Annotated in this window: 13 protein-coding genes; 10 read left to right on the plus strand and 3 right to left on the minus strand. The window is 67.7% G+C overall.

Annotated features, from left to right (window positions below):
- Positions 1-14: 14 nt before the first annotated feature.
- Positions 15-1241, minus strand: a complete 1227-nt coding sequence (locus I6H87_RS30160; RefSeq protein ID WP_011617745.1) for an NnrS family protein — start codon at positions 1239-1241, stop codon at positions 15-17.
- A gap of 259 nt (positions 1242-1500) precedes the next feature.
- On the opposite strand from I6H87_RS30160, the gene I6H87_RS30165 reads away from it, so the two are divergent.
- The 9 genes from I6H87_RS30165 to mobB all read left to right on the plus strand — a co-directional run bounded on the left by I6H87_RS30165 (position 1501) and on the right by mobB (position 13256).
- Positions 1501-2781, plus strand: coding sequence for an MFS transporter (locus I6H87_RS30165; RefSeq protein WP_010810873.1), 1281 nt, complete (start codon positions 1501-1503; stop codon positions 2779-2781).
- A 41-nt stretch (positions 2782-2822) separates the two neighbouring features.
- Complete coding sequence (locus I6H87_RS30170) at positions 2823-4208, plus strand: NarK family nitrate/nitrite MFS transporter (protein ID WP_011617746.1); 1386 nt, start codon at positions 2823-2825, stop codon at positions 4206-4208.
- A gap of 197 nt (positions 4209-4405) precedes the next feature.
- The gene (locus I6H87_RS30175) at positions 4406-8143 is read left to right on the plus strand and encodes a nitrate reductase subunit alpha (protein WP_011617747.1); all 3738 of its coding nucleotides are present in this window, start codon (positions 4406-4408) and stop codon (positions 8141-8143) included.
- Complete coding sequence (gene narH / locus I6H87_RS30180) at positions 8140-9690, plus strand: nitrate reductase subunit beta (protein WP_010810870.1); 1551 nt, start codon at positions 8140-8142, stop codon at positions 9688-9690. Before I6H87_RS30175 ends, narH begins: the two co-directional genes overlap by 4 nt.
- Before the next feature lie 29 nt (positions 9691-9719).
- Complete coding sequence (gene narJ, locus I6H87_RS30185) at positions 9720-10394, plus strand: nitrate reductase molybdenum cofactor assembly chaperone (protein ID WP_041688550.1); 675 nt, start codon at positions 9720-9722, stop codon at positions 10392-10394.
- 112 nt (positions 10395-10506) lie between these two features.
- A complete protein-coding gene (gene narI / locus I6H87_RS30190; RefSeq protein WP_011617749.1) occupies positions 10507-11190 on the plus strand; it encodes a respiratory nitrate reductase subunit gamma in 684 nt (227 codons plus the stop codon).
- Positions 11191-11218: 28 nt separating this feature from the next.
- Positions 11219-11971 (plus strand): peptidylprolyl isomerase, encoded by a 753-nt coding sequence (locus I6H87_RS30195; RefSeq protein ID WP_010810867.1) that lies wholly within the window; start codon positions 11219-11221, stop codon positions 11969-11971.
- A gap of 15 nt (positions 11972-11986) precedes the next feature.
- Complete coding sequence (locus I6H87_RS30200; protein ID WP_010810866.1) at positions 11987-12694, plus strand: carbonic anhydrase; 708 nt, start codon at positions 11987-11989, stop codon at positions 12692-12694.
- Positions 12695-12698: 4 nt separating this feature from the next.
- On the plus strand, positions 12699-13256 hold the full coding sequence (mobB, locus tag I6H87_RS30205) for a molybdopterin-guanine dinucleotide biosynthesis protein B (protein WP_011617750.1): 558 nt from the start codon (positions 12699-12701) through the stop codon (positions 13254-13256).
- Here mobB and I6H87_RS30210 read toward each other — a convergent pair.
- Positions 13222-13794 carry a DUF2889 domain-containing protein gene (locus I6H87_RS30210; protein WP_011617751.1) on the minus strand — a complete coding sequence of 191 codons (573 nt, stop codon included), beginning with the start codon at positions 13792-13794 and terminating at the stop codon, positions 13222-13224. The genes mobB and I6H87_RS30210 overlap by 35 nt on opposite strands.
- A 117-nt stretch (positions 13795-13911) precedes the next feature.
- Entirely contained in the window at positions 13912-14838 is a 927-nt protein-coding gene (locus I6H87_RS30215; protein ID WP_010810863.1) for a LysR family transcriptional regulator, read from the minus strand.
- 102 nt (positions 14839-14940) lie between these two features.
- Between I6H87_RS30215 and I6H87_RS30220 the strand changes: the two genes are divergently transcribed.
- A complete protein-coding gene (locus tag I6H87_RS30220) occupies positions 14941-15903 on the plus strand; it encodes a tripartite tricarboxylate transporter substrate binding protein (protein ID WP_011617752.1) in 963 nt (320 codons plus the stop codon).
- Positions 15904-15905: the final 2 nt, after the last annotated feature.

A 15905-nucleotide genomic window follows, 5' to 3' on the forward strand; every position in this document is an offset into this window, starting at 1 on the left:
ACTACTCCACTCACTCAGCCAGGCTTGCCATCGACCCGCCGCCGAATCAGGCGCGGCGCATACGCCAGCGCATAGAGGCCGAACCCGGTCACCCAGCACGCCCCGGCTCCCCACACCCAATGCAGGTAGCCACCCGGCCAGGCCATCGGCCCGAACACCCGCAACACCGCCGCCGTGGCCACCAGCCAGTACGCCGCGGTTTCCGCGCGGCCGGCCACCAGCATGCGGCCGGTGTGACCCAGTGCGGTGCGCGTGATCATGGCGATGATCGCCACGCCAAGCACGCCGACAGTGAAGGCATGCGTCGCCAGCCCCGCCATCACCAGCCCCAGCGCACCCAGCGCCTGCAGCAGCAGCGCCACCGGCAGCCACGCATAGGCCAGGTGCAGCACCCACAGGATCGGCCGGTTGCCTACCGCATGGCTGCGCCAGCCAGCCACGCGCACGGCCAGCACCGCCGCGGCCAGCAATGACAGCGCCGCCGCCAGCCAGACCGGCAAGGGCAGCACCCCCGCAGCCAGTCCCAGCACCGCGGCCGGCACCACCATGCGCTCCACCTGCCGGTATTGCCGCAGGCGGAACCCCGGGATCGCGTTGGTCGTGAACATCGGGATGACGCGCCCGCCGATCACCACCACGAACAGCGTGACCAGCGCCACGCCCGCGCGGCAGGCCAGCATCGCACCGGCGTCATGGCCGCGCGCCTGCAGCCACAGGCTGGCGACATCGGCCGCGCCCAGCAGCCACAGCGCCAGGGCCAGCGGATAGTTGCGGCGGTTGCCGGCGCGGGCCAGCGTGCGCGTGAAGGCCAGCGCGGCCAGCGGCAGGAACGCGCCCTCGATCACGAAGGCCGCCGTTCCCGGCACCACCCACATGCCCACGCGCCCGGCCAGCCACAGCAGGAACAGCGCGGCAAGCGCGGCGCCAGTGGGCGTCGGCTGGCCGGTCCAGGCCCGCCCCGCGGTGAACAGGAAACCCACCACGATGGCCGCGGCAAAGCCGAACACCATCTCGTGCGCGTGCCAGAACATCGCCGGCATCACCGGCGCCGGGCCGACTGCGGCGGCGCCCGCCAGCATCGCCGACCACGCCGCGATGGCCAGCGCGGCGAACACCGCCCCGCCCAGGTAGAACGGCCGGAAGCCCAGTGCAAACAAGGCAAAGCCGCGCGGCGGCGGTCCGGCGGGCGCCTTGCCAGGCGGTGGCGAGCGCCGCGCGGGAAGAATGGGAATGGTGTCCATGGCTGGCTACGGGAATCGGGTGGTGCGGCGCGCGCCGGCTTCTTGATCCGGCGCACGGTCTGCCGCAGGTGCGCAAACGGATGCCATTCACGCTGACTGCACGATAGCACCGCCGCCGCGCCGGCGACCTCCGCCGGTAGAACTACCTCCAAAGGCAGGCTGCGCGCCCGCGTGCGCTGTACGGCCGGCGAATAGGCAGCACCAGTGGCGGCCCCTACTCTGGCATCACCCCCGCCAAAGTTGACACAGGAGCATGGCCATGGCCACCCACCCACGCGCGCCGGAGCCCATTGCGCCCGGCGCCGCAATCACGCTGGCGTCCAGCACTTTCGCCTTCACCATCTGCTTTGCCGTCTGGATGCTGTTCGCGGTCCTCGGCATCCCGCTCAAGCAGGAGCTTGGCCTGAGCGACACTGAATTCGGACTGCTGGCCGCCACGCCCGTCCTCAGCGGCTCGCTGATCCGGGTGCCGCTGGGCATCTGGACCGACCGCTACGGCGGGCGCATCGTCTTCTTCGTGCTGATGCTGGCCACCGTGATCCCGATCTGGCTGATCTCGTATGCGCACACGCTGTGGCAGCTGCTGGTGCTGGGCTTGTTCGTCGGCCTGGCGGGCGGCTCGTTCTCGGTCGGCACGCCGTATGTGGCGCGCTGGTTCCCGCGCTCGCGCCAGGGCCTGGCGATGGGCATCTTCGGCGCCGGCAACTCGGGCGCGGCGCTGACCAAGTTCGTCGCGCCGGCGATGATCCTGGCCGCCGGCACCTGGACCGTGGTGCCGCGCGTGTATTCGGTGGCGATGCTGGTCACAGCGCTGCTGTTCTGGGTGTTCTCGCGCAGCAACCCGGCGCACCTGGTCAAGTCCAGCGTCGGCTGGCGCGAGCAGCTCGCCGTGATGCGCGACCCGCGCGTGTGGCGCTACTCGCAGTACTACTCGGTGGTGTTCGGCGGCTATGTCGGCCTGTCGCTGTGGATGACCAAGTACTACATCGGCGAATACGGCTTCGACATCAAGACCGCCGCCTTCCTGGCCGCGTGCTTCTCGCTGCCCGGCGGCGTGCTGCGCGCCATCGGCGGCTGGATCTCCGACCGCTACGGCGCGCACCGCACCACCTGGTGGGTGATGTGGGTGAGCTGGGTCGGCTTCTTCCTGCTGAGCTACCCGCAGACCGATTTCATCGTCCAGACCACCAGCGGCCCGCAGGGTTTTCGCATCGCGCTGACGCCCACGGTCTTCACCTTCCTGCTGTTCGTGGTCGGCATCGCCTTTGCCATCGGCAAGGCCTCGGTATTCAAGTTCATCTCCAACGACTTCACGCACAACATCGGCGCGGTTTCCGGTGTGGTCGGCCTGGCTGGCGGGCTGGGCGGCTTCGTGCTGCCGGTGCTGTTCGGCATGCTGGCCGACCTGACCGGCGTGCGCAGCAGCTGCTTCATGCTGATGTACGGCACCGTGTGCGTGAGCCTGGTGTGGATGCACTACAGCCAGCGCGCTGAACGCCAGCGCAAGGCACAGGCCGTCGGCCTCACGCAGGCCGCCTGAGCGACGGCCCCTGTTACGCACAACAACCAAGGCACACTGTCATGTCCTCTTCCGTACTGACCCGCTGGGAGCCCGAGAATAAGGTCTTCTGGAAAAGCCAGGGCGAGCGCATCGCCTACCGCAACCTGTGGATCTCGATCCCGGCGCTGATGCTGGCCTTCGTGGTCTGGATGCTGTGGAGCGTGGTCGCGGTCAACCTCGACCGCGCCGGCTTCCAGTTCACCAAGAACCAGCTGTTCTGGCTGACCGCGCTGCCGGCGCTGTCCGGCGCCACGCTGCGCATCTTCTATTCGTTCCTGGTGCCGGTGTTCGGCGGGCGGCGCTTCACCGCGATCTCCACCGCACTGCTGCTGATCCCGGCGCTGGGCATGGGCTTCGCGCTGCGCGACCCGTCCACCGGCTATCCGACGCTGCTGGTGCTGGCGCTGCTGTGCGGGCTGGGCGGCGCCAACTTCAGCTCCTCAATGGCCAATATCAGCTTCTTCTTCCCCAAGGCGAAGAAGGGGCTGGCCACCGGGCTGAACGCGGGCATCGGCAACCTCGGCGTGTCGGTGGTGCAGTTCGTCACGCCGCTGGTGGTGTCGATCGCAGTGTTCGGCGCGCTCGGCGGCGAGCCGCAGCAGTACACGGCCAACGGCGCCACGCATGACCTGTGGCTGCAGAACGCGGGCTTTGTCTGGGTGCCGTTCATCATCGTGTCGGCACTGGCGGCGTGGTTCGGCATGCATGACATCGCGGATGCCAAGGCATCGTTTGCCGAGCAGGCGGTGATCTTCAAGCGCAAGCACAACTGGCTGATGTGCTGGCTGTACGTGGGCACCTTCGGTTCGTTCATCGGCTTCTCGGCGGGGCTGGCGCTGCTGACCAAGTCGCAGTTCCCCGGCGTCAATCCCACCGCTTATGCCTTCCTGGGGCCGCTGGTAGGCGCGCTGACGCGTCCCGTGGGTGGCTGGACCTCCGACAAGCTGGGCGGCGCGCGGGTCACGCTGTGGACCTTCGTCGGCATGATCGCCGCGGTGTTCGCGGTGCTGGCGGCGCTGCCGCATGACGGCGCCGGCGGCAACTTCACATTCTTCCTGGCCGCCTTTATCGCGTTGTTCGCGCTGACCGGCATCGGCAACGGTTCGACCTTCCGCATGATTCCGGTGATCTTCCTGACCGAGCGCCAGCGCGCTGCCGCGGGCAAGGGCGACGCGGCACAGAAGCAGGCATTGCAGGACGCCGGCAAGGAATCCGCCGCGGTGCTGGGCTTCTCCGGTGCGATCGGCGCCTACGGCGGCTTCTTTATCCCCAAGAGCTTCGGCACCTCGCTGGAGTTGACCGGCGCCGCCGACGCCGCGCTGTATTGCTTTATCGCCTTCTACCTCAGCTGCGTGCTGGTGACTTGGTGGCACTACGCGCGCCGCAACGCGCCCATGCCCTGCTGACCCTGTCACCAGTCCCGCCGGCCGGGCTAGTTCTTCCGAACTAGTCCCGTGCCCGGCGCCTAGCCCGATCGCCATGCGGCGGCTGTTCCACCAGCGAATTGGCTGCCGCCCGCCTCCCCCATAAGCTGAGAGTGTCCCTGCAAAGCTCCTGAAACCACCGGAGCGCCCGCAGCAAAGCACTCGCGGAGAACAAAGCAATGAGTCATTTCCTGGATCGACTGAAGTTCATGTCGCGCGTCAAGTCCACCTATGCGGATGGCCACGGCGCGGTGGTGAACGAAGACCGCAAGTGGGAAGACGGCTATCGCAGCCGCTGGCAGCACGACAAGATCGTGCGCTCGACCCACGGCGTGAACTGCACCGGCTCCTGCTCGTGGAAGGTCTACGTGAAGAATGGCCTGATCACGTGGGAAACCCAGCAGACCGACTACCCGCGCACGCGCCCGGACCTGCCCAACCATGAGCCGCGCGGCTGCCCGCGCGGGGCCTCGTACAGCTGGTACGTCTACTCCGCGCAGCGCGTCAAGTACCCGATGATCCGCGGCCGCCTGATGGAGATGTGGCGCGAGGCCCGCAAGACCATGGACCCGATCGCCGCGTGGGAATCGATCAGCCAGGATCCGAAGAAGGCCGCGCGCTACAAGAGCGTGCGCGGCCAGGGCGGCTTCGTGCGCGCCGACTGGAACACCGCCACCGAGATCATCGCCGCGGCCAACGCCTTTACCGTGAAGAAATTCGGCCCGGACCGCGTGATCGGCTTCTCGCCGATCCCGGCCATGTCGATGGTGTCGTATGCCGCCGGCGCACGCTACCTGAGCCTGCTCGGCGGCGCCTGCCTGTCGTTCTACGACTGGTACTGCGACCTGCCGCCGGCCAGCCCGCAAGTGTGGGGGGAGCAGACCGACGTGCCGGAATCGGCCGACTGGTACAACTCCACCTACCTGATGGTGTGGGGCTCGAACGTGCCGCAGACCCGCACGCCCGACGCGCACTTCTACACCGAGGTCCGCTACAAGGGCACCAAGACCGTGGCGGTGTCATCCGACTTCGGCGAGATGGTCAAGTTCGGCGACATCTGGCTGGCGCCGAAGCAAGGCACCGACGCCGCACTGGCGATGGCCATGGGCCACGTCGTGCTGAAGGAATTCCACGCCAGCGGCAAGTCCGCCTACTTCCGCGATTACGTGAAGCAGTACACCGACATGCCGATGCTGGTGCTGCTGCGTGACAACCAGGGCACGCTGGTGCCCGACCACTTCCTGCGCGCCTCGCACCTGGCCGATAACCTCGGCGAAGCCAACCATCCCGAGTGGAAGACCCTGCTGGTCGACGACGCCACCGGCGAGATCGTCGCGCCCAACGGCTCGATCGGCTTCCGCTGGGGCGAAGGCGCCCACAACGGCGGCGAGAAGATCGGCCGCTGGAACCTGGAGATGAAGGACGGCGGCAGCGGCCGCCCGGTCGAGCCGCGCCTGTCGCTGCTCGGCAAGGAAGACGAGGTGGTGGAAGTGGGCTTCCCCTACTTCGGCGGCGAACACGATGAACTGCTGCGCCGCCGCGTGCCGGCACGCCGGCTGACGCTGGCCGATGGCAGCACTGCGCTGGTGGCGACCGTGTATGACCTGCAGATGGCCAACTACGGCGTGGATCAGGGACTCGGCGGGCCGAACGTCGCCGCCTCGTACGACGATGACGTGCCCTACACCCCCGCCTGGCAGGAAAAGCACACCTCCGTCCCGGCCCGCCTGGTGACGCAGGTTGCGCGCGAATTCGCCGACAACGCCGACCGCACGCAAGGCAAGAGCATGGTCATCGTTGGTGCCGCGCTCAACCACTGGTACCACAACGACATGATCTACCGCGGCATCATCAACCTGCTGATGATGTGCGGCTGCATCGGCAAGAGCGGCGGCGGCTGGGCCCACTACGTCGGCCAGGAAAAGCTGCGCCCGCAGTTCGGCTGGGCCCCGCTCGCCTTCGGCCTGGACTGGTCGCGCCCGCCGCGCCAGATGAACGGTACTTCGTTCTTCTACAACCACACCAGCCAGTGGCGCCACGAGAAGCTGGCCGTCGACGAGATCCTGTCGCCGACTGCCGACCGCAAGCGCTATGACGGCCTGTCGCTGCTGGACCTGAACGCGAAGTCCGAACGGATGGGCTGGCTGCCGTCGGCCCCGCAACTGGGCACCAATCCGCTCGACGTGGTCGATGCGGCCGAGCGCGCCGGACAGGACCCGGTCGCCTACACGGTCGAGCAACTGAAGTCCGGCAAGCTGCAGTTCGCCTGCGACGATCCCGACAACCCGGCCAACTTCCCGCGCAATATGTTCGTGTGGCGCTCCAACATCCTGGGCAGCTCGGGCAAGGGGCATGAGTACTTCCTGAAGTACCTGCTGGGCACGCAGAACGCCGTGTTCGGCGACGAGAACGACGCGATCAAGCCAAGCGAAGTCAACGTGCGCCCGGCCGCCGAAGGCAAGCTGGACCTGCTGACCGTGCTGGATTTCCGCATGAGCACCACCTGCCTTTACGGCGACATCGTGCTGCCGACGGCTACCTGGTACGAGAAGGACGACCTCAACACGTCCGACATGCACCCGTTCATCCACCCGCTGTCCGAAGCCGTGCAGCCGCTGTGGGAAAGCAAGACCGACTGGGAGATCTACAAGGCCATCGCGAAGAAATTCAGCGAGATCGCCGGGCCCTATCTCGGCACGCGCAAGGACCTGGTGTGCACGCCGCTGCTGCACGACACCCCGGGCGAACTCGGCCAGCCGTTCGAACCGAAGGACTGGAAGGCCGGCGAGTGCGACCTGGTCCCCGGCAAGACCGCGCCGTCGATGACCGTGGTCGAACGCAACTACGCCGACATCTACAAGAAATTCACCTCGATCGGGCCGCTGCTGGACAAGCTCGGCAATGGCGGCAAGGGCATCAACTGGAACACCCAGCATGAAGTCAAGGAGATCGGCCAGCTCAGCCACACCGTCAAGGAGCCCGGCGTCAGCCAGGGCCGCCCGCGGCTGGAGAGCGCGATCGATGCCGCCGAGATGATCCTGACCTTCGCGCCCGAGACCAACGGCCATGTCGCCGTCAAGGCATGGGAGGCGCTGTCGAAGATCACCGGCCGCGACCACACCCACCTGGCCGAAGGCCGCGAGCACGACAAGATCCGCTTCCGCGACGTGCAGGCGCAGCCGCGCAAGATCATCTCCGCGCCGACCTGGTCGGGCCTGGAATCGGAAGAGGTCAGCTACAACGCCGGCTACACCAACGTGCACGAGCTGATCCCCTGGCGCACGCTGACCGGCCGCCAGCAGTTCTGGCAGGACCACCGCTGGATGCTGGACTTCGGCGAAGGCGCGTGCGTGTACAAGCCGGCCATCGACACCAAGACGGTGGCGCCGATGCTGGGCAAGAAGCCCAACGGCAACCCGGAGCTGGTGCTGAACTGGATCACGCCGCACCAGAAGTGGGGCATCCACTCCACCTACTCGGACAACCTGCGCATGCTGACGCTGTCGCGCGGCGGCCCGCACGTGTGGATCTCGGAAACCGAGGCCAAGGCAAACGGCATCCGCGACAACGATTGGGTGGAAGTGTTCAACGTCAACGGCACGCTGACCGCCCGCGTGGTGGTGTCGCAGCGCGTGCCCAAGGGCATGTGTCTGATGTACCACGCCCAGGAAAAAATCGTGAACGTGCCCGGCGCCGAGACCAGCGGCATGCGCGGCGGCATCCATAACTCGGTCACGCGCGCCGTGACCAAGCCCACTCACATGATCGGCGGCTACGCGCAGCTGGCCTACGGCTTCAACTACTACGGCACCGTGGGCAGCAACCGCGACGAGTTCGTGATCCTGCGCAAGATGAAGAGGGTCGACTGGCTGGAAGGGCCGCTCGCGGAAAAGACTAAGGAAGGAGCCTCGCAATGAAGATCCGTGCCCAGGTGGCCATGGTGCTGAACCTCGACAAGTGCATCGGCTGCCATACCTGCTCCGTGACCTGCAAGAACGTCTGGACCAGCCGCGACGGTGTCGAGTACGCGTGGTTCAACAACGTCGAGACCAAGCCCGGCATCGGCTACCCCAAGGAATGGGAGAACCAGGACAAGTGGCAGGGTGGCTGGAAGCGCAACGCCGACGGCACGCTGGAGCCGCGCCAGGGCGGCAAGCTGAAGATCCTGGCGAACCTGTTCGCCAACCCCAACCTGCCGCAGATCGACGAGTACTACGAGCCCTTCACCTACGACTACGAGCACCTGCAGAAGGCGCCGCTGGTGCAGACCCCGCCCACCGCGCGCCCGGTCTCGGTGCTGACGGGCCGCAAGATGGAGAAGATCGAGTGGGGCCCGAACTGGGAAGACGACCTCGGCGGCGAGTTCAGCTCGCGCGGTCGCGACAAGCTCTTCGACGACGTGCAGAAGGAGATGTACTCGACCTTCGAGAACACCTTCATGATGTACCTGCCGCGCCTGTGCGAGCACTGCCTGAACCCGGCCTGCGTGGCCTCGTGCCCGTCGGGCTCGATCTACAAGCGCGAGGACGACGGCATCGTGCTGGTCGACCAGGACAAGTGCCGCGGCTGGCGCATGTGCATCTCGGGCTGCCCGTACAAGAAGATCTACTTCAACTGGCAGAGCGGCAAGGCCGAGAAGTGCCTGTTCTGCTATCCGCGCATCGAGGCCGGCCAGCCCACGGTCTGCTCCGAGACCTGCGTCGGCCGCATCCGCTACCTCGGCGTGATGCTGTACGACGCCGACCGCATCGAGCAGGCGGCGTCGGTGGCCGATGAGCGCGACCTGTACCAGTCGCAGCTCGACGTCTTCCTCGATCCGCACGACCCGGCGGTGCAGGCCGAGGCGCTGCGCCAGGGCATCCCGCAAACCTGGCTCGATGCCGCGCGCAAGTCGCCGGTCTACAAGATGGCATGCGAGTGGAAGATCGCCTTCCCGCTGCACCCGGAGTACCGCACCCTGCCGATGGTCTGGTATGTCCCGCCGCTGTCGCCGATCCAGTCCGCGGCCGAGGCCGGCCACATGGGCATGAACGGCGTGATCCCGGACGTGAAGAGCCTGCGCATCCCGGTGAAGTACCTGGCCAACCTGCTGACCGCGGGCGACGTGATGCCGGTACTGTCCGCGCTGGACCGCATGCTGGCGATGCGCGCCTACAAGCGCTCGCAGGTGGTGGACGGCGTGCAGGACCTGGGCGTGCTGGAGCAGGTGGGCCTGACGCCCGCGCAGGTCGAGGACATGTACCAGACCATGGCCATCGCCAACTACGAGGACCGCTTCGTGATCCCGTCCTCGCACAAGGAGATGGTCGAGGACAGCTTCAACGACAAGGCCAGCTGCGGCTTCACCTTCGGCAACGGCTGCTCGGGCGGCGCCTCGGACGGCTCGCTGTTCGGCAAGAAGCCACAGGGCAGCGTCCACTTCGCCGACATGCCCAAGTCGCGCAAGAAGGCAGTGATGAGCTGATGCCTGCCACGAACCGCACGGAGAACAACATGCCCCTCTATCCCATCCTCAGCGCCCTGCTCGGCTATCCCGAGCAGGAACTGCTCGACGCCCTGCCCGAGATCGATGCCGCGCTGGCCGAATGGCCGCAGGCGTGCGAGCTGCTGGCCCCCGTGACCGGGCTGCTGCGCGGCGAGTCGCTGATCGCGCTGCAGGAGAACTACGTCGCCACCTTCGACCGCAACCCGGCGCACTCGCTGCACCTGTTCGAGCACGTGCACGGCGAAAGCCGCGACCGCGGCCAGGCCATGGTCGACCTGATCGACGAATACCGGCGCGAAGGCTTTGAACCCGCCGCGTCCGAGCTGCCCGACTACGTGCCGCTGTTCCTGGAGTTCCTCGGCGCGCTGGTGGCCGACGGCAAGGAAGCGCGCGCCGAGCAATTGCTGGGCGACGCGATCCACGTGCTGGCCGCGATCGGCGAGCGCCTGGCGCGCAACGAAAGCCCGTACGCCGGCGTGTTCGCGGTGCTGCGCACGCTGACCGACGTGCAGCCGCAACCGCAGCAGGAGCCGCCGGTGCGGGATATGGATGAAGCGCTGGAGACCTTCGGGCCGGGGGCTGATGGCGTGGAGCCGTTGCTGGCGCCGCAAGGCGGGCCGCAGGCGGTGAAGTTCTATCCGCGCGATCCGCGTGTCAGGGCGCCTATGCCGGCTGCCTGCTGACTCCTCACGCGGACCCGCGGTGTTCTCCCCTCTCCCGCTTGCGGGAGAGGGGAACACAGTTGGCAATTGAGACGACCGAACCTGCCTCAAAGGCAGCTACAGAGCAAACACCATGGCAACCCTCCACCAATTCCTCTATGGCATCTATCCGTACATCGCTGCCGCCATCTTCCTGTTCGGCAGCCTGGCCCGCTTCGAGCGCGAGCAATACACCTGGAAGACCGACAGCTCGCAGGTGCTGTACCGCGGCAACCTGCGCACCGGCAACATCCTGTTCCACGTCGGCATCCTCGGCCTGTTCTTCGGCCACCTGGTCGGCCTGCTGACGCCGGTGGCAGTGTGGAATGCGCTGGGTGTCTCGCACGGCTTCAAGCAGGCCGTGGCAATGGCCGCGGGCGGCGTGATGGGCACCATGTGCCTGGCCGGACTGCTGATCCTGCTGCACCGCCGCCTGACCAACGCCCGCGTGTCGGCCGTGACCCGCACCGGCGACAAGGTGCTGCTGCTGTGGCTGCTGGTGACGCTGCTGCTGGGCCTGTCCACGATCTTCGAATCCGCCAGCCACATGGACGGCCACATGATGGTGCAACTGATGACCTGGGCCCAGCACCTCGTCACGCTGCGCGGCGACGCCGCCAGCTATATCGCCGATGCGCCGCTGCTGTTCAAGGCGCACCTGTTCATGGGCATCACGCTGTTCGCGATCTTCCCGTTCACGCGGCTGGTGCATGTGTGGAGCGGCTTCGCCTCGGTCGGCTATCTCGGCCGCGCCTGGCAACTGGTGCGCAGCCGCTGAGCGCCGCCACCCGACAAGGAGAAACAGCATGCCTGTCACCGTCAACGGCGTGGAACTGCGCGACGCCGATATCGAACGCGAGCTGGACCACCATCACGATGCCGCCAACCCGGCGCGGCTGGCCACCATCTCGGCCATCCTGCGCCAACTGGTGCGCACCGAAGCCGACCGCATCGGCCTTGCCGCCGAAGGACTGGACGACGACGCCCTGGCGCTGGCCCTGCTGGAACGCGAGGCCGGCATCCCCGAGCCCGACGAAGCCAGCTGCCGCCGCCACTACGACAGCCGCCCCGAGCGCTTTCGCGACGGCGAATGGGTCGAGGCCGACCATATCCTGTTCCAGGTCACGCCGCGCGTGCCGCTGGACGCGCTGCGCGAGATCGCCGCGCAGACGCTGGCACTGGTGCGCGGCGATCCTTCCACCTTTCCCGAGCACGCCCGCGCGCTGTCCAACTGCCCGAGCGGCGCCAACGGCGGCCGCCTTGGCCGCGTGTTCCGCGGCGAGACCGCGCCGGAATTCGAGCGCGCGCTGTTCGCGGCGCAGCAGGACGGCGTGCTGCCGCATTTGCTTGAAACCCGTTATGGCCTGCATATCGTGCGCGTGCTGGAACGCTGCCCCGGCACGCGCCTGCCCTTCGATGCGGTGCGCGGCGACATTGCCCGCGCCCTGGCCAGTGCCGCGCGCGACCGAGCCTGGAAGCAGTACGCCAGCCTGCTGATCGGGCGCGCGCGCATCGAAGGCATCGAGCTGGAGGGCGCCGACAGCCCGCTGGTGCAGTAGCGCCTGGATGCCGCCATGCATCACATCGAACAACTGCTCAAAGGTTTCGAACGCTTCCAGCAACGCTATTTCGACGACGAGCCCGGGCTGTTCGACACGCTGCGCACCGGCCAGCGCCCGCCCACGCTGCTGATCGGCTGCAGCGATTCACGCGTCGATCCTGGCCTGCTGCTGGGCTGCGATCCGGGCGAGCTCTTTACCGTGCGCAATATCGGCAACCTGGTGCCACCGTGCACCGGCCGCCATGAAGGCAGCCTGCACGGCGTATGCGCGGCGATCCAGTTTGCCGTGCAGCAGCTGCGCGTGGCCCGCATCATCGTGATGGGCCACGGCGGCTGCGGCGGCATCCGCGCCTTGCTGGCGCAGCCGGCCGACGCCGGCGACCATGCGCCCGACGAAAGCGAAGACCCCGACTACATCGGCGCCTGGGTGCGCATCGCGGCACCGGCGCGCAGACAGGTGGAGGAAGCCCTGGCCGCGGCCAGCGCCGCCGAGCGCCAGCGCGCCTGCGAACAGGCGGCGATCCTGGTGTCGCTGCGCAACCTGCAGACTTTCCCGTTCGTGCGGCGCGCACTGGAGGCCGGCACGCTGACGCTGCACGGCTGGTATTTCGACCTGCAGGCCGGCGCGCTGCTGGCCTATTCGCAGCGTGCCGACAGCTTCCTGCCGCTGGTGTGCCCGCTGCCCGCCCAAACTGAACTCCGCGAACCCTGCGAACCCTGACCCCATGCATCCCTTCATCCTTGGCATTACCGGCACCTCCGGCAGCGGCAAGACCACGCTGATCACGGCACTGCTGCCGTGGTTCCGCGCACAGGGCCTGACCGTCAACGTGATCAAGCACAGCCATCATCCGCTCGAACTGGAGCCGCCGGGCAAGGACAGCGCGCGCTTTCGCGGCGCCGGCGCGGCCGAGGTGATGGTGGCATCGCCCTATCGCTTCGCCATCGTGCGCGAACTGGCCGACGAGGCCGAGCCGACGCTGGCCGAGCAGGTGGCGCGCCTGCGGCCGGCCGATATCACGCTGGTGGAAGGCTTCCGGCGCGAGGCGATTCCGCGCATCGAGGTCTACCGGCCGGCGCACGGGCGCGCGCCCTACTACCCGGGCGACCCTTCGATCGTCGCGCTGGCCACCGACGCGCGCATGGACTCGGTACTGCCTTGCATGGCCCTTGACGACATTGCACAGGTGGGGGGCTTCATCCTCGCCATGAAGGACGAGGCGGGGGCGGCGAGCGCGGCCGCCGCGTTCAGTCGCTCGCGCGACGGTGCAACGGCCAGATGACGTTCACGGCCTCGCCGTCGTTGCGGTAGGCGTGGCAGGTGTCCAGTATCCAGGGCCGGGGTACGGGCTCGTCTCCCGCCAGCTTGGCATGCCACGGCGACTGTTCGCGCTGGACCGACATGATGGTCTGCATCGCGGTGGTGGCCAGCGGCCCCAGCAGCTCGGTCAGGTGGGTACAGCCCTTGGCGCCCCCCAGGCGCGCCCTGGCCTGCTGCCGGAAGCCGCCGCCGATGCGCAGGCCCTCGAGCTGCCGATAGGCGGCGTTGATCTCCGCGCAGTATGGCGTCGGTCCGGTCTCGGTGCGGGCCTCGAAGCGCCGGATCACCAGGTCCGCGCCGATCGTCATGCACAGGCGCATCTGGTGAATGAAGCCCCCGTCGGGCACGCTGACAAAGGGCAGTTCGGTGGCGTCGGCGGAAATATCATCCATATCGGCCTCGATGTCATAGAGGCCATCGTCGCGCAGATAGCCGCGGCATTCGATCTGGCGGGTGTGACGCAGCGTGCGTCCGGGTTGGGGCGTGGGGGCTGTTTCCATGCGTGTTTCCGTCGGGCTTCTGGTATTGCCGGTCATGATGGACGCTAGCGGCGCCGGAATCGCCCCCCAGTATCGGGTGGCGCGGCTCCGGTGCCGCGCAGGATCGCCGCCAGATGGCTACCAGCTGCTGTCCGAGCTGCCCGCGCCGGAGGCACGGTGGCTGGCAAAGTGTTCCAGCAGGAAGTCCACCAGCGCCCGCACCTTGTCCGGGCGATGGTTGCGCGCCGGGAACACCAGGTGGATATCCGCGGGCGCGAACTGCCATTGGGGCAGCACCCGGCGCAGGGCGCCGCTGCGCAGGGGCTCCGCAACATCCCACTCGGAGCGCACGATCAGGCCCTGGCCATCGAGCGCCCAGGCCAGCGCCGATTCCCCGTCATTGGTGCTCATGGTGCCGCGGACCTTGATGGTCTCCTGCTGCGCGCCATGGCGCAGGTGCCAGGTGCCGAAGGTCTCGTCGGCTTCGCGGATGAAGATGCAGTTGTGCCGCGCCAGCTCGCGCGGGCTCGATGGCTCGCCCCGCGCTTCCAGGTAGGACGGCGCGGCACAGAGCAGGCGGCGGTTGTTGGCCAGCAGGCGCGCCGTCAGGCGCACGTCCGGCATCTCGCCAAAGTGGATCATGGCGTCCAGGCCCTGCTCGACCAGGTTCAGGGGCCGGTCGGTCAGGTAGAGCTGGACCTCGATATTCGGACAGCGGCGCGAGAACCCCGACAGCGCCGGCGCGATATGCCGCCGTCCGAAGCCGAGCGTGGCGCCGATCTTCAGCAAGCCGTGCGGGGTGCTGCCGGTGCCCGCGATCGATCGCTCCAGCGCCTCCATCTCCGCGAGGATCCGCGCTCCCTCCACCAGATAGCTCTCCCCTTCCGGCGTCAGGCTGATGCGGCGCGTGGTCCGGTGCAGCAACCGGACGCGCAGCCGTGCCTCCAGCCCCGCCAGCCGCTTGCTGACGGCGGGCGGCGTCACGCCAAGCTCCTGCGCGGCGCCGGTCAGGCTGCCCTGCTTGTTGATGCACGCAAAGAACGCGACGTCCGAGAGGTTATCCATTGGTGAATACCAGGAAACAAAGAAGTAACTGAGTTTAAATTATGTGCCCATAGGTGAATGATACGATGGTTTCCATAACGATTCCTAAACCAGGAGACACCCATGAAAGTTGCCCACCTCACGGCCTTGCTGCTGTGTGCCGCGTCGATCGGCACGGCCGCGGCGCAGTCCTATCCCCAGCGCCCGGTGCGTCTGGTCGTGCCGTACGCCCCGGGCGGCAGTGCCGACATCGCCGCCCGCCTGGTCTCGGATGCCTGGTCGAAGAGCCTGGGCGGCACCATCGTGGTCGAGAACCGTGCCGGCGCCGGCGGCAATATCGGCGTCGATGCCGTGGCCAAGGCCGCCGCCGACGGCTACACCATCGGCCTGCAGACGGTGTCCCTGGCCATCAACCCGGGTCTGTTCCCGCGCATGCCGTATGACACGCTGAAGGACCTGGCCCCGATCGGCATGGTCGCCAGTTCGCAGCACGTGCTGGTGGTCAACAACAACGTGCCCGCCAGGAACCTGCAGGAACTGATCGCCGCTGCCAGGGCCACGCCGGGCAAGCTGACCTACGGGTCCGCGGGCAACGGCAGCACCTTCCATATGTCGGCCGAGCTGTTCAAGTCGGTGGCCAACGTCTCCATCGTCCACGTGCCGTACCGCGGCGGCGGCCCGGCCCTGGTCGACACCATCGCGGGCCAGGTCGACATGAGCTTCCCGGTGATCTCGGCCGCGCAGCAGCATGTGCAGGGCGGCAAGCTCAAGGCGCTCGCCGTCACCGGCAGCAAGCGCGCGCCGCAGTTGCCCAATGTGCCGACCGCGGCCGAGGCGGGCCTGCCCGGCTATGCCTTCGAGACCTGGTTCATGGTGTTTGCCCCGGCCGGCACGCCCAGGCCCGTGATCGACAAGCTGAACGCGGCGCTGAACACCGCGCTGGCCGCGCAGGCAACCCGTGAGCGCATGCTCAAGGAAGGCTTCGAGCCCACCCCGACCACGCCCGAGGCCGCGCGCCAGCGCCTGGAAAAGGAGATGCCCGTGTGGGCCAACCTGATCAGGCAGCGCGGCATCACCGCGGAATAACG

The organism is Cupriavidus necator, assembly GCF_016127575.1.
GTDB classification, from domain to species: Bacteria; Pseudomonadota; Gammaproteobacteria; order Burkholderiales; family Burkholderiaceae; genus Cupriavidus; species Cupriavidus necator_D.

What these genes read in the sequence shown, in the direction of transcription:
- mobB (WP_011617750.1), top strand. Translation starts at nt 12,699, where the DNA reads ATGCATCCCTTCATCCTTGGCATTACCGGCACCTCCGGCAGCGGCAAG.
- I6H87_RS30215 (WP_010810863.1), bottom strand. Translation starts at nt 14,838, where the DNA reads ATGGATAACCTCTCGGACGTCGCGTTCTTTGCGTGCATCAACAAGCAG.
- narH (WP_010810870.1), top strand. Translation starts at nt 8,140, where the DNA reads ATGAAGATCCGTGCCCAGGTGGCCATGGTGCTGAACCTCGACAAGTGC.
- I6H87_RS30200 (WP_010810866.1), top strand. Translation starts at nt 11,987, where the DNA reads ATGCATCACATCGAACAACTGCTCAAAGGTTTCGAACGCTTCCAGCAA.
- I6H87_RS30210 (WP_011617751.1), bottom strand. Translation starts at nt 13,794, where the DNA reads ATGGAAACAGCCCCCACGCCCCAACCCGGACGCACGCTGCGTCACACC.
- I6H87_RS30175 (WP_011617747.1), top strand. Translation starts at nt 4,406, where the DNA reads ATGAGTCATTTCCTGGATCGACTGAAGTTCATGTCGCGCGTCAAGTCC.
- I6H87_RS30160 (WP_011617745.1), bottom strand. Translation starts at nt 1,241, where the DNA reads ATGGACACCATTCCCATTCTTCCCGCGCGGCGCTCGCCACCGCCTGGC.
- I6H87_RS30195 (WP_010810867.1), top strand. Translation starts at nt 11,219, where the DNA reads ATGCCTGTCACCGTCAACGGCGTGGAACTGCGCGACGCCGATATCGAA.
- I6H87_RS30220 (WP_011617752.1), top strand. Translation starts at nt 14,941, where the DNA reads ATGAAAGTTGCCCACCTCACGGCCTTGCTGCTGTGTGCCGCGTCGATC.
- I6H87_RS30170 (WP_011617746.1), top strand. Translation starts at nt 2,823, where the DNA reads ATGTCCTCTTCCGTACTGACCCGCTGGGAGCCCGAGAATAAGGTCTTC.
- narJ (WP_041688550.1), top strand. Translation starts at nt 9,720, where the DNA reads ATGCCCCTCTATCCCATCCTCAGCGCCCTGCTCGGCTATCCCGAGCAG.
- I6H87_RS30165 (WP_010810873.1), top strand. Translation starts at nt 1,501, where the DNA reads ATGGCCACCCACCCACGCGCGCCGGAGCCCATTGCGCCCGGCGCCGCA.
- narI (WP_011617749.1), top strand. Translation starts at nt 10,507, where the DNA reads ATGGCAACCCTCCACCAATTCCTCTATGGCATCTATCCGTACATCGCT.